11 protein-coding genes are annotated in these 14038 nt (G+C 69.7%); all 11 read left to right on the forward strand.

Annotated features, from left to right (window positions below; genetic code table 11):
* Nucleotides 1-20 precede the first annotated feature (20 nt).
* A complete protein-coding gene (locus HLB44_RS20740) occupies nt 21-716 on the forward strand; it encodes a tetratricopeptide repeat protein (RefSeq protein WP_173126292.1) in 696 nt (231 codons plus the stop codon).
* Between the two features lie 33 nt (nt 717-749).
* Nucleotides 750-1265 (forward strand): type VI secretion system contractile sheath small subunit, encoded by a 516-nt coding sequence (gene tssB, locus HLB44_RS20745; RefSeq protein WP_173126296.1) that lies wholly within the window; start codon nt 750-752, stop codon nt 1263-1265.
* 21 nt (nt 1266-1286) lie between these two features.
* Complete coding sequence (gene tssC / locus HLB44_RS20750; protein WP_173126299.1) at nt 1287-2774, forward strand: type VI secretion system contractile sheath large subunit; 1488 nt, start codon at nt 1287-1289, stop codon at nt 2772-2774.
* Between the two features lie 24 nt (nt 2775-2798).
* A complete protein-coding gene (locus tag HLB44_RS20755; protein WP_173126302.1) occupies nt 2799-3317 on the forward strand; it encodes an Hcp family type VI secretion system effector in 519 nt (172 codons plus the stop codon).
* A 92-nt stretch (nt 3318-3409) separates the two neighbouring features.
* Nucleotides 3410-3991 carry a hypothetical protein gene (locus HLB44_RS20760; RefSeq protein ID WP_173126305.1) on the forward strand — a complete coding sequence of 194 codons (582 nt, stop codon included), beginning with the start codon at nt 3410-3412 and terminating at the stop codon, nt 3989-3991.
* The gene (locus HLB44_RS20765) at nt 3954-4526 is read left to right on the forward strand and encodes a hypothetical protein (RefSeq protein ID WP_173126308.1); all 573 of its coding nucleotides are present in this window, start codon (nt 3954-3956) and stop codon (nt 4524-4526) included. Before HLB44_RS20760 ends, HLB44_RS20765 begins: the two co-directional genes overlap by 38 nt.
* Nucleotides 4523-5026: a type VI secretion system baseplate subunit TssE gene (gene tssE / locus HLB44_RS20770; RefSeq protein WP_173126311.1), complete on the forward strand. Its 504-nt coding sequence runs from the start codon at nt 4523-4525 to the stop codon at nt 5024-5026. The genes HLB44_RS20765 and tssE overlap by 4 nt, the downstream gene beginning before the upstream one ends.
* Nucleotides 5019-6881, forward strand: coding sequence for a type VI secretion system baseplate subunit TssF (gene tssF, locus HLB44_RS20775; protein ID WP_173126314.1), 1863 nt, complete (start codon nt 5019-5021; stop codon nt 6879-6881). Before tssE ends, tssF begins: the two co-directional genes overlap by 8 nt.
* A gap of 9 nt (nt 6882-6890) precedes the next feature.
* Complete coding sequence (tssG, locus tag HLB44_RS20780; RefSeq protein WP_173126317.1) at nt 6891-7964, forward strand: type VI secretion system baseplate subunit TssG; 1074 nt, start codon at nt 6891-6893, stop codon at nt 7962-7964.
* Nucleotides 7965-8009: 45 nt separating this feature from the next.
* The gene (gene tssH, locus HLB44_RS20785) at nt 8010-10805 is read left to right on the forward strand and encodes a type VI secretion system ATPase TssH (protein ID WP_173126320.1); all 2796 of its coding nucleotides are present in this window, start codon (nt 8010-8012) and stop codon (nt 10803-10805) included.
* Between the two features lie 24 nt (nt 10806-10829).
* Nucleotides 10830-13928 (forward strand): type VI secretion system Vgr family protein, encoded by a 3099-nt coding sequence (locus HLB44_RS20790; RefSeq protein ID WP_173126323.1) that lies wholly within the window; start codon nt 10830-10832, stop codon nt 13926-13928.
* Nucleotides 13929-14038 lie beyond the last annotated feature (110 nt).

Consider the following 14038-nt stretch of genomic DNA (forward strand, 5'->3'; position numbering starts at 1 on the left):
CGGCGGGAGCCTGGCTGGCGGTGCTGTTGCTGGCCGGATGTGCCAACGCGCCGGCGTCGCTGTCACCGGCGACGACACCGGCGCAAGTGCCGGCACAACCCAGCCTGCAGGAGCTGATGCAGCAGGCGCAATCGGCGCTGCAGGCCAATCAGCGCGAGCGTGCGCGCCAATCCTGGCGCGCCGCTGCAAGGGCCTATCCGACACAGAAGGCACCGTGGCAGCGGTTGGCCGAGGACTATTTCGACAGTGCCGATTACGGCAATGCGATCCTCGCCGCGCAAGAGGTGCTGCAGCGCGATGGGCAGGACACGCTGGCGCACAGCGTGCTGGCGGTCAGCGGCTTGCGGCTGTCGACCGTCTCGCTGGTCGCCTTGCGTGAACGCAGCAGTTATCCGGTGGGCAGCCGCGACGAAGCGCTCGGGCTGGCCCGCGCGATGCGCGAGGCGCTCGGCGAGGTGACGCTCGTGCCGCCGGTGCGTGCCGAGGGGCCCGTCGCCGCGCGGCCGGCGCCGGCCGCGCACACGAATGGCGCGACGCGGCAGCTCAGCGCACCGGCCGCGGCGCGGGCACCCGCGGCCGTGGTGCCGGTGGCCACGCAATCACCGGTCACCCCACGCCCGGCAGCGGCGCCCACCGCCACCGCGCGCCCCGCGCCGGCGCCGGCACCCGCCCCGGCCGCCGCCAAGACCAACGACCCGTTCAAGTTGTTGAACTGAGTTTCTCGAGAGATCGCTAGAAAGGACTGCCCGATGGCAAAGAAGGAAAGCATCCAGAAGCGGCTGCAGAAGGTGCGTCCGCCGCGCGTGCAGTTGACTTACGACGTCGAGATCGGCGATGCGATCGAGAAGAAGGAATTGCCCTTCGTCGTCGGCGTGCTCGGCGACTTCACCGGCGCGCCCGATCCGACCAAGCCGCTGCCGAAGCTGAAGGACCGCAAGTTCGTCAGCGTCGACCTCGACAACATCGACGACGTGATGAAGGGCATGGCGCCGAAGGCCAGCTACCGCGTCAAGAACAAGCTGAGCGAGGACGGCGGCGAGTTCGCCGTCAACCTGGCCTTCGACAAGGTCGACGACTTCCGCCCCGAATCGGTGGTGCAGCAGGTCGAGCCGCTGCGCCGCCTGGTCGAGGCGCGCGGCAAGCTCTCGGACCTGCGCAACAAGCTGGCCGGCAACGACAAGCTCGAGGACCTGCTCGGCGAGGTACTGGCCAGCACCGAGAAGCTGGCGCAGCTGAGCCAGGAAGCCGGCCCGCGGCCGGAATGATTTGAACGAGGAATCCGCGCCATGAATGCCGCCATTGCCGAACAGCAGGCCTCCGCCGTCGCCGGCGCCGAATCGAGCCTGCTCGACCAGATCGTCACGCAAAGCCGCGTCGCCCGCTCCGACGGCGAGCGCGCGCGCGCCAAGGACATCATCGGCGAGCTGGTGCACGAGGTGATGCAGGGCACGGTCGTCGTTTCCGAGAACCTCTCGGTGACGCTCGACGCCCGCATCGCCGAGATCGACCGCCTGATCAGCGCGCAATTGAGCGAGGTGATGCACCACGCGCAATTCCAGAAGCTCGAATCGAGCTGGACCGGCCTGCACTATCTGTGCAAGCACACCTCCACCGGCGCCGGCATGAAGATCCAGGTCTTCAATGCGACGAAGAAGGAACTGGTCAAGGACTTCAAGGCGGCGATCGACTTCGACCAGAGCGCGCTGTTCAAGAAGGTCTACGAAGAAGAATTCGGCACCTTCGGCGGCGCGCCCTTCGGCACGCTGATCGGCGACTTCGAATGCACGCGCAATGCCGAGGACATGTACTTCGTCGAGCAGATGGGGCATGTCGCGGCGGCTGCGCACGCGCCCTTCCTGTCGGCGGCGTCGCCGGAGCTGTTCGGTCTCGACTCGTTCGCCGAGCTGGGCCGTCCGCGCGACCTGTCGAAGGTCTTCGACACCGTCGAATACGCGAAGTGGCAATCGTTCCGCGAAAGCGAAGATTCGCGCTACGTCGGCCTGACGGTGCCGCGTTTCCTCGGCCGGCTGCCGTATGACCCGAAGGACGGCACCACCGTCGAGGGCTTCAACTTCGTCGAGGACGTGGACGGCACCGACCACGCGAAGTACCTGTGGGTCAATGCCGCCTACGCGATGGGCGCGCGGCTGACAGCGGCCTTCGAGAACTTCGGCTGGTGCGCGGCGATCCGCGGCGTCGAGGGCGGCGGCCTGGTCGAGGACCTGCCGACGCACACCTTCAAGACCGACGAAGGCGAGGTCGCGCTGAAGTGCCCGACCGAAGTGGCGATCACCGACCGCCGCGAAAAGGAATTGAGCGACCTCGGCTTCATGCCGCTGGTGCACTGCAAGGGCAAGGACTACGCGGCGTTCTTCGGCGCGCAGTCGGCGCAGAAGGCCAAGAAGTACGACTCCGACGCGGCCAATGCCAATGCGGTGCTGTCGGCGCAATTGCAGTACATCTTCAGCGTCTGCCGCATCGCGCACTACCTGAAGGCGATGATGCGCGACAAGATCGGCAGCTTCGCGTCAGCCAACAACGTCGAGGAATTCCTCAATCGCTGGATTCGGCAGTACGTCGTCGAGGACGACAACGCGACGCAGGAAACCAAGGCCAGCTACCCGCTGCGCGAAGCGAACATTCAGGTGTCCGAAGTGGCGGGCCGACCCGGTGTGTATCGCGCCGTGGCATTCGTTCGGCCCCATTTCCAGCTCGACGAGCTTTCCGTCTCCCTTCGTCTCGTCGCAGAGCTGCCATCGTCCCAGAAGGGTTGATCACATCCAGGAGGTTAAGCAGCAATGAAAGATATCTACGTCAAGTTCGAAGGTGCCAGCGAGCTGCAGGGCGACAGCACCGACACCAAGCACGCGAACGAGATCGAGGCCACGACCTTTTCGCACTCGGTGTTCCAGCCGAAGTCGTCGAGCGCTTCGAGCGCCGGTGGCCACACGGCCGAGCGCACCGAGCACGGCGAAGTGCTGTTCACGAAGGACATCGACAAGGCGACGTCGAAGCTGTTTCGCGCGTGCTCGGCCGGCACGGTGTACCCGAAGGTGCTGATCACGTTCTACCGCGCCTATGGCGGCAAGAGCGCGACCGCCACGTCGCAGACCCGCGTCGACTACTACAAGATCGTCCTCGAGGACGTGGTGATCTCGTCGGTCACGACCAACATCGGCTCCGGTGAGCTGCCCTCGGAAACCTTCGGCCTGAAGTACCGCAAGATTTCCTGGGAGTACAAGCAGCACAAGATGGACGGCTCGTCGACCTCCACCGGCGTCGCCAGCTGGGACAACGGCAAGAACATCGCCGGCTGATTTCAAGGCCCGCGACTACGCTTGTTGCGTGTTAGGCGGCGGCTTCCGGGCCGCCGCCTTTTCCGTCTTTGAACGACGGCAGGAGACCCTCGATGCCTGACATCGGATACATCGCCGGCGGAGCCGACGGCTGGCTGAACGTCAAGAAGGACCCTGACGGTCAGGTGATCGCGCTGCCGCAATACCTGAGCGTCGAGATCAGCGAGAACCGCCTCGGGCGCGAGTACTTCGTCGTGCGTGAGGGCAGCCACCGGGGGCAGGCCTGCTCGGTCGTCGCCGGCAACCTGAAATTCGGCAATCCGGGCTATCGCGCCGCGGCGCGAGTGGAATTCAGTCTCTCGCGCCAGCTGTTGAGCTTTCCGGGCGGGCAAGCCAGAGCGATCACCGATGCCGCGAATCCGATCCCGCTCGGCACGCACCCGATCCAGTTGCCCGATTTCCCGCACGAGCTCGGCGCCGGCTACATGTCGCAATCGCGTTTCGCGATGACGTGGTTCTATATGGGCCGCGGCCCGGCCGTGCGCGGCCGAAACGACCGCTACCTGCACACGGGCCGGGTCAGCGCCGGTTGCGTGACGGTCGATCCGTCCGATTGGACGGCGCTCTACCAGGCTCTCATCCTGTCCAGGAACAACGATGGTGCAACGCTCGGTTCGATTGCTGTTCTGCGCTAGCGTGCTGCTGGGGTCGGTCGCCACCGGCGCCTGGGCGTCCGGCGGCGCGGCGCTCGCTGCGGACGACCTGAAGAATGCGCAGGTGGTCGGCGCCTGGCTGAAAGCGAACCGCGGCAGCGCGCCGCGCGAGCAGGCGAACCAGTTCCTCGCGCTCGGTGAACGGGCGCGCCGTGCCGGGCGCTGGGGCGCCGCGAGCAAGAGCTTCGGCGAGAGTGCGCTGCTGTTCCCGTCGCCCGAGGCCTTGATGGCCTACGGCCACGCCCTGCTGCACGAGCGCGCGGCCACTCGCGCGGCCGCAAGTGCGCCGGCCGATCGGCAACACGCCGATTGGCAGGAGATCGGGGCGCTCTACTCGACCGCCCTCGCGGCGGACGATCAGCTGCATACCCTGAAGCCCGCGCTGCGCGCGGCCTTGGCCGCCGATGCCGGCTGCCTCGCCAAAGCCGCACAAGGCGCCGCCGATGCGACGAACTGTGCCGCGCTGCGCCAATACCAGGCGGCGCTGCGCGCGCCAGCCGCGCGACCGTCGAAATGAACACCTTCGCCCCCTCCTTGCTCGACAAGCTGCTCGGCGAAGGCACCGCGCTGCGCGGCGGCGGCACGGCCCCGCGCTTCACCGTCGAACAGGTCAAGGACTCGGTCGCGCGCGACATCGAGATGCTGTTGAACACCCATGCGCCTTTCGAGCTGGCCGAGCTCGACGGCCTGCCGCTGGTCGGCCGCTCGCTGCTGACGCTGGGCCTGACCGACATCTCGTCGCTGAGCCTGGCCAGCGACCGCGATCGCGCGCGCATCACCGAGGCGCTGCGCAAGGCGCTGGCCGACCACGACAAGCGCCTGACGCAGGTCGAAGTGAAGGTGCGCGCGACGCAGGCGGGCTTCGGCGGCCTGGTCTTCTCGATCCGCGCCAAGCTGCTGCTGCAGCCGAATGTCGAGCCGGTGAGTTTCGATGCGGTGCTGCAGCCGGGCTCGAACCGCTATGCGGTGTCGAAGGCGGCGCGACCGGACCCGCTGAGTGTGGTGCGCGATGCGTGACCTGCTGCCGCACTTCCAGCGCGAGCTGAACTTCCTGCAGACGCACAAGAGCGAATTCGCCGCGGCGTACCCCGAGGTCGGCGGGCGCCTCGCCGCCGCCAGCGACCTGCTCGACGACCCGCATGTCGAACGCCTGATGCAGTCGTTCGCGCTGCTGACCGCACGCGTGCACAAGCGGCTCGACGACGACTTTCCGCTGGTCACCGAATCGCTGCTGGAGGTGCTGTATCCGCACTACCTGCGGCCGTTCCCGTCCTGCTCGATCGCCTGCTTCGATCTCGGTGCCGGCGCGGCGCAGCTGAGCAAGCCGGTGCAGGTGCCACGCGGCACGCTGCTCGACAGCCGGCCGGTGCGCGGCGTCAAGTGCCGCTTCCGCAGCGCCTACGAGGTCACGCTGCTGCCGCTGCGCGTGGTCGACGCCGGCTTTCGCGGCGCGATCAATGCGCCGGCCGGCACGCTGCTGCCGCGCGAGGCGACCACCGAGTTCTTCGTCACGCTCGAGCTGCAGTCGCCGCAGCTCGACTGGGCCACGCTGGGCGCGTCGACCCTGCGGGTTGCGCTGCAAGGCGAAACCTCGATGGTCCATGCGCTGCGCGAAGCGCTGACGGGCCAGGTGCTCGCCACGCTGGTGCAGGCCGACGCGCCCGGCGCCTGGACGGCGCTGCCGGGTGGCCAGCAGGGTGCGCTGCCGCGCATCGTCGGCTTTGCCGACGACGAAGCGCTGGTCGACCACGATCCGCGCTCGCATCCGGCCTATCGGCTGCTGACCGAATATTTCGCCTTCCCGGCGAAGTTCAATTTCCTCGACCTGCCGCTGCCCACCGGCGCGGCGTGCCCGAAGACGCGGCGGCTGACCTTGCATTTCCCGATGGCCGGCCTGCGCACCGACGGCGAAGCGGCCCGTCAGCTCGAGCTCGCCACCGCCGCCGCGCTGGTGCCCGGCTGCACGCCGGTGGTCAATCTCTTCGAGCAGCGTGCCGATCCGATCCGCATCACCCACACCGGCACCACCTACCCGGTGCTGCCGGACGGCGGCCGGCGCGCCTACGGCTACGAGGTGCATTCGATCCAGCGGGTCTTCCGCGTGCAGCAGACGCCGCAGGGCGAGAGCATCCACGCCTTCCACCCCTTCTATTCGCTGCGCCATGAGCAGCTGCTGCGCGAAGGCGAGCAGGCCGGCCGCTACTGGTACAGCCAGCGCAGCGACAGCCTGGCCGAGCGCAGCCCCGGTTACGAAACCGAGATCGGCATCGTCGACATCGAGTTCGATCCGGCCGAGCCGCAGACCGACACCTTGTCGATCGACGTGCTGGCGACCAACCGGGACCTGCCGTCGCAGCTGACGATCGGCCATGGCGGCGGCGACCTGTTCGTCGAAGGCGGCAGCGTCGCGCGCGAGATCCGCCTGCTGCGGGTGCCGACGACGAGCCACCGCTTCGAGCGCGGCGAAGGCGCGCTGTGGCGGCTGGTGTCGCACCTGTCGCTGAACCACCTGTCGATCGGCGGCGCCGGCGTGCAGGCGCTGCAGGAGATGCTGCGCCTGTACGACCTGCCGCGCAGCGCGACCAATGCGCGCCTGGTCGACGGCCTGATCGACATCAGCTACCAGCCGACCAGCGCCTGCCTGCCCGGCAATCCGTTCCCGACTTTCGTGCGTGGCGTGCTGGTGCGGCTGACGGTCGATGCCGATGCCTACGGCGGCCACGGGCTGCGGTTGTTTGCGCAGGTGCTCGATCACTTCTTCGGCCTCTACGTGCAGGCCAACAGCTTTTCGCAGCTGGAAGTGGTGTCCGCGCAGACGCGCGAGCGCCTGCTGCTGTTCCCACGCCGCGCCGGCGCGGGGCCGCTGCTTTAAGGCGTCAGCATGGCGACGCATTCGAGCCCGATCGACCGCCTGCTGGCCGAGCCGCACCGCTACGGCTTCATGCAGGCCGTGCGGCTGCTCGAGCGTTGGCAGGTGAAAGCCGAACGGCTGACGTCGCAAGAAGTGCTGAGCCGGCGCCTGCGCTTTCGCAACTCCTTGTCGATGGCCTTTCCGCCGAGCGAGATCGCCGAGTTCAAGCCGATTGCGCTGCCGCTCGATGCCCGGGCGTTGGCGGCGCACCGCCCAAGCGGCAGCGCGGCAACCTTCGAGCGCATCGAGATCACGCCCGCGTTCATGGGGCTGCTCGGCGCGGGCGGCGCGCTGCCGGCCTTCTACACCGAGCTGTTCGCGCAGCGCGAACAGCTGCAGCGTGACCACAGCGCGCGCCGCTTCCTCGATGTCTTCGTGCATCGCGCGGTCGTGCTGTTCTATCAAGCCTGGCGCAAGCACCGGCTGCCGCTGCGCTTCGAGGGCGATCGCCAGCGCGAAGCCTTGCCGCAGATGCTGGCGCTGGCCGGCTTTGGCCAGGCGGCGCTGCGGCGGCGATTGCGCAGCCGCGAGGGCGGCGTCGCTGACGAGGCGCTCGCGCACTACGCCGGACTGCTGCGGCAACGGCCGGTGTCGGTGGCGGCGATCCGCCAGATCCTGGGCGACTACTTCCAGGTGCCGGTGCGGCTCGACTCGTTCATCGGCCGCTGGTTCACGCTGCCCGCGGAGCAGCAGTCGGTGCTCGGCCTTGGCGCGGGCGTGCTCGGTGCCGGCGCGGTGCTCGGCGAGCGCGTCTGGCAGCGCGACCTGCGCCTGCGGCTGACGCTCGGGCCGCTGCGCCGCGAGGCCTTCGCGCGCTTCCTGCCCGGCGGTCCCGGCCACGTCGCGCTGCATGAGCTGATGACGCTGATGACCGGCGTCAGCCTGGAGCACGAGATCCGCCTGACGCTGCGCGCTTGCGACGTGCAGCCGGCACGGCTCGCTGCGAACGACGGCCCCCGGCTCGGCTGGGACGGCTTCCTGATCACCCGACCGGCGCACGAAGACCGCAGCGACGCCGGTTATGACCTGCATGCGCTGGCCTGACGGCCGGCGCCCAAGACTTGCGAGCCCACGACGATGAGCACGACGATGAGCACGACGACCCTGAAGACCCTGATCTCCAAGCTCGACACCACCTGCCGCACCGCGGCCGAGCGCGCCGCCAACATGACCCTGGCGCGCGGCCACTACGAAGTCGACCTCGAGCACCTGTTCCTCGCGCTGCTGGAGCAGCCGCACAGCGACTTCGCCCTGCTGTGCCGGCGCTTCGACGTCTCGACCAGCGCATTGCAGCAGGACCTCGAGGCCGAGCTCAACCGCTTCAAGAACGGCAACACCCGCACGCCGGTGTTCAGCCCGCACCTGCCGACCTTGTTCGAGCACGCCTGGCTGATCGCCTCGCTCGACGCCCACCATGCGCGCATCCGCAGCGCGCACCTGCTGCTGGCGCTGCTGACTGAACCGGGGCTGAAGCAGCTGGCGCACCGCGGCAGCCGGCTGTTCGGCCGCTTCCGGCTCGACGAGCTGAAGCACCGCCTCGGCGAGTTCACCGTCGGCTCGCAGGAAGCGGCCGAGTCGTTGCACGTCGACCCGGCCGAGGCCGTCGACGACGGCGCCGCGGCCGCCGCCACCGCATCCGGCGCTGCCGGCGCGCCCAGCCCGACCCCGGCGCTCGACCGCTACACGACGAAGCTGACCCAGCGTGCCCGCGACGGGCAGCTCGACCCGGTGATCGGCCGCGACGGCGAGATCCGCCAGGCGATCGACATCCTGATGCGGCGGCGCCAGAACAACCCGATCCTCACGGGAGAGGCCGGCGTCGGCAAGACGGCGGTCGTCGAGGGCCTGGCGCTGGCCATCGCTGCCGGCGCCGTGCCGCCGCCGCTGCAAGGCGTCGAGCTGCATGCGCTCGACATGGGCCTGCTGCAGGCCGGCGCCAGCGTCAAGGGCGAGTTCGAGAACCGGCTGAAGAGCGTGATCGACGAGGTCAAGCGCAGCCCCCATCCGATCATCCTGTTCATCGACGAGGCGCACACGATGATCGGCGCCGGCGGCCAGGCCGGGCAGAGCGACGCGGCGAACCTGCTGAAGCCCGCGCTCGCGCGCGGCGAGCTGCGCACGGTGGCCGCGACGACCTGGAGCGAGTACAAGAAATACTTCGAGAAGGACGCGGCCCTGGCGCGCCGCTTCCAGGTCGTGAAGATCGACGAGCCGAGCGAGCCGGTCGCCGCGGCGATGCTGCGCGGCATGGTGCCGTTGATGGAAAAGCACTTCGGCGTGCGCGTGCTCGACGAGGCGATCACCGATGCGGTGCGGCTGTCGGCGCGCTACATCAGCGGCCGCCAGTTGCCCGACAAGGCGATCGGCGTGCTCGACACCGCCTGCGCGAAGGTGGCGCTGGGCCTGAACGCGGCGCCGGCACCGATCGAGCAGCGCGAGAAGGCGCTCGAACGGCTGGTTGCCGAGCAGGCGGCGCTGCAACGCGAGGTGGCCACCGGCACGCCGCATGCCGAACGCCTGGCCGAGCTGAAGCAGCAGGCCGAGACGCTGCAGGCCGAGCTCGCCGCGCTGCGCACGCGCTGCGAGGCCGAGCGCGCGCTGGTCGCCGAGATCGTGCGCTTGCGCGCGGCGGCCGAGGCCGAGAGCGCGGCGCCCGCGTCGCCGGCAGCGACCGCCGCAGCGCCCGAACCGGCGCTGGCCGAAGCGGCTGCGCCGGCGAGCACGCGCGGCGGCCGCAAGCCCTCGCGCAAGCAGCTCGCCGCGGCGTCGTCAGCGGCGAGCGGCGCAAGCACCGCGACGCAGACGCAGCTGCAGGCCAAGCGTGCCGAGCTCGCCGCGCTGCAAGGCGAGGAGCCGCTGGTGCCGATGCAGGTCGACGGCCATGTCGTCGCCGAGATCGTCGCGGCCTGGACCGGCATTCCGCTCGGCAAGATGGTCAAGGACGAATTGCGCGCGGTGCTGGAGCTGCACACGCGGCTGGAGCAGCGCGTGATCGGCCAGCCGCAGGCACTCGGCGCGGTGGCGCAGCGCGTGCGCACCGCGCGTGCGCTGCTCGAGGACCCGAACAAGCCGAAGGGCGTGTTCCTCTTCGTCGGGCCCTCGGGCGTCGGCAAGACCGAGACCGCGCTCGCGCTGGCCGAGGCGCTGTACGGCGGCGAGCGCAAGTTGATCACCATCAACATGAGCGAGTACCAGGAGGCGCACAGCGTCGCCGGCCTGAAGGGCTCGCCGCCCGGCTACGTCGGCTACGGTGAAGGCGGCGTGCTGACCGAGGCGGTGCGCCGCAATCCGTACAGCGTGGTGCTGCTCGACGAGGTGGAGAAAGCGCACCCCGATGTGCTGGAGCTGTTCTTCCAGGTCTTCGACAAGGGCGTGCTCGACGATGCCGAAGGCCGCGAGATCGACTTCCGCAACTGCATCGTGATCCTGACCAGCAACGTCGGCTCGCCGCAGATCATGCAGGCCTGCCTGAACCAGCCGCCCGAGGCCTGGCCGGCCGCCGATGCACTGGCCGACGCGCTGCGGCCGGTGCTTTGCAAGCACTTCAAGCCGGCCTTCCTCGGCCGCCTGAAGGTCGTGCCGTATTACCCGATCAGCGACGAGGTGCTCGAACGCATCATCCGGCTCAAGCTCGACCGCATCGCCGCGCGCATCGAAGCCAACCACAAGGCCGGCTTCCACTACGACGGCAAGCTGGTCGACGCGGTGCTCGCGCGCTGCACCGAGGTCGATTCGGGCGCCCGCAACGTCGACCACATCCTGAATGGCACGCTGCTGCCGCAGATCGCCGAAAGCGTGCTGACGCGCATGGTCGATGGCACGAAGCTCGCGCGCATCCAGGTCTCGGCGAGCAAGAGCGGCGATTTCAAGTACAGCGTGGCCTGAGCCAAGCACCGCTGATCCGCCGCGATGGACCTGCTCGACCCAGCCTCCGATGCACTCGCCGCGCTGTTTCCGCACTTGAGCGGAACGCTCGGCCCGCATCGCCAGCAGCACCGGCTGCTGCGGCTGCACACGCCGTTGGGGCCCGACGTGCTGCTGGCCGAGCGTGTGCGCATCGACGAGCAGATCGGCCCCGGCCCGGGCGACACCGCAGCGGCGGGGCTCAAGCTGCAGATCGACGCGCTGGCCAGCGATACGCGCCTGGAGCTGAAGCGCCTGCTCGGCCAGCCGGTGCTGCTGGAGCTGCTGACGCAGGCCAGCCGCACCGCGCTGCGCCCGTGGCACGGCCATGTCACCGAAGCCAGCCTGATGGGCAGCGACGGCGGCTTTGCGCGTTATCGGCTGGTGATCGAGCCGTGGCTCGCTTTCCTGGGGGCCAGGCGCGACAGCTGGGTGTTCCAGGGCGTGAGCGTGATGGAGATCGTCGAGCAGGTCTTCGCCGACTACGGGCGCCAAGGCCAGCTGGCGCCGGCGTGGCGCTGGGACCTGGCCGATGCCGCGGTCTACCCGCAGCGCTCGCTGTGCATCCAGTACCAGGAGACCGACCTCCACTTCGTGCAGCGCCTGCTGCGCGAGGAGGGCCTCTTCTGCTGGTGGGAGCACCAAGGCGATGCAGCCCACCCGGCGCTTGGCACCCACACGCTGGTGATCGCCGACCACAACGGCGCGCTGGCCGCGAATGCGCAGCCGCGCGTGCGCTACACGCAGAGCGGCACGGTCTTGCCCGAGGACAGCCTCGTGCGCTGGCAGCGGCGCCGCCGCGTGCACACCGCCGCGCTGACCTTGGCCAGCCGCGACTACCGCACGCTGAACCTGCGCGACCAGGCGCGCGATGGTGTCGAGGCGGGCTCGAGCGGGCTCGCCGAGCTCGGCCTGCACGACGTGCCGGGGCTGTACGCCTACGAAGACGGCGCGCAGGGCGAACGCCTGGCACGCGTGCAGATGGAGGCGATCGACGGATTGCGCGAGCAGGTGGTCGCGCGCGGCTCGTGGCGCACGGCCGCGCCGGCGACGCGTTTCACGCTGACCGACCATCCGGTGCACGACGGCAGTGATGGCGCGCGTGATCAGTTCGTCATCACCGGTGTCACGCACCGCGCGCGCAACAACCTGGCGGCCGATGCGAAAGCCGGCCTCGGGATACTCGATGCGCTGCAGCGCGACAGCACGCAGCAGCACGCGGCCCCGGCGAACGCGACCGACGAGCCGATCTACGAGTGCACGCTGACGGCGCAGCCCGCGCGCTTGCCGCTGCGCATCGCCGCGCTCGACGAGCGCGGCCTGCCCGATCCGCGCCTGCACCCGCGGCCGCTGATCACCGGCGTGCAGACCGCGCTGGTCGTGGGCTCAGGCGCGCCCGTGCACACCGACCGCGACCACCGCATCAAGGTCCAGTTCCATTGGCAACGCGGCGGCAATGCCAGTCATCGCCTGCTGAGCCCCAGCGGCGCCGACAACGCGCCGGCCTCCGATGCCTCGGGCACCTGGCTGCGCGTGGCCGAGAGCGTGGCCGGCGTCAACTGGGGCAGCAACTTCACGCCGCGGCTGGGCCAGGAAGTGGTGGTGGCCTTCACCGGCGGCGATGTCGACCGGCCGGTGATCGTCGGCGTCGTCTACAACGGGCAGGGGCAGATGGATGCACAGGGCAACCAGCTGCCCTCCGGCGCTGCCGGTGCCGCCGGCTCGGCGCCACCGTGGTTCCCGGGCGAACGCGCCGAGGACAAGTTGCAGGCGCACCAGCACACGCAGGTGCATGCCGGCTACAAGAGCCAGGAGCTGTCGACCAGCCAAGGCGGCTTCGGCGGCCACAACCAGCTCGTCTTCGACGACTCGGCGGGCGAGGGCCGCATCGAGCTCTACAGCAGCAGCGCGCAGACGCGGCTGCAGCTCGGCCACCTGCGGCACCAGGTCGACAACCGGCGCCTGCAGCAGCGCGGCCACGGCGCTGACCTGGCCACCGCCGCCTGGGGCGCCGTGCGCGCCGGCGCGGGCATGCTGCTCAGCGCGCACCGGCGGCCGAACAGCGAGCAGGCCGGCAAGCAGGTCGACGTGCGCGAGCCGATCGCGCTGATTCAATCGGGCCAGCAGCTGATCCACACCTTGGCCGAGAGCGCGCAGCAGCACAACGCCAAGGCACCGAAGGAGCCGGACATCCTCGGCGCCAAACCAGGCGAGAGGCCCGACAAGGCGAAGCAGCTGCCTGCCGAGCAGGGCATGCATGCATCGCTCGACAGCCTGGAGACGACCGAGACGCGCGGCGGTGCCGAGGGCGACGAGGCGACCATCGGCGGTGGCGCCGGCACCGTGCCCGCCTGGAGCCGCCCCGACCTCGTGTTCGCCGCGCCGGCCGGCATCGGCGCATTCACGCCGGCCAGCACGCTGCTGACAGCCGCGGCCACCGTCACCTTCGCCGCGGCCCAGGACATCCAGGCCATCGCCCAGGCCAACCATGCCACTGCGGTCAAGGACGCCTTGATCCTCTACACCCACGGCAAGGCGCAGAACGCGACGAAGCCGAACCAGGAAACCGGCATCGCCCTGCATGCGGCCTCGGGCAACGTGCAGACGCAAAGCCAGACCGGCGCAACGAAGATCGCCGCCGACAAAGGTGTGCACCTGGCCTCGGTCACCGGCAAGGTCACGATCGCGGCGCCCAAGCACGTGCTGCTGTGGGCCGCCGGCGCGGCGATCCGCATGGAGAACGGCGCCATCTCGTGCACCGGCCCGGGCTCGGTGCTGTTCAAGGCGAGCCAGAAGGTCTTCAACTCGCCGGGGGGGAACGTGCCGCACGGCTTCAAGCGGCTGCCGACGCCGCAGGACGTCCAAACCCAGCCGCTCGACCTGGCGCTGCACTACCTGCACAGCGACGAGGTGCCGGTGCAGGGCGCGCCCTACGACGTCGAATTCGCCGACGGCAGCCGCCGCAAGGGCGTGCTCGACGCCTCCGGCAAGGCCCTGCTGATGGACGTGCCGCCCGGCGCGGCGAGGGTGCACTACGGCGAGGACGCGCGCAAGGGACCGCTCGGCCAGGACGAAGCCAATCCGCTCTTCGGCTGGATGGACTGACCCGCGATGAGCGACGCGACCACCTTCTGGCAAAACATCGCCAGGCTGCCCGAGCCGGCGCAGCAGTCGTTCTGGGACGCCGGCGTCAGCCTGAGCCAGCACATCGGCGA

This window comes from Pseudaquabacterium terrae, assembly GCF_013266755.1.
GTDB lineage: Bacteria > Pseudomonadota > Gammaproteobacteria > Burkholderiales > Burkholderiaceae_C > Pseudaquabacterium > Pseudaquabacterium terrae.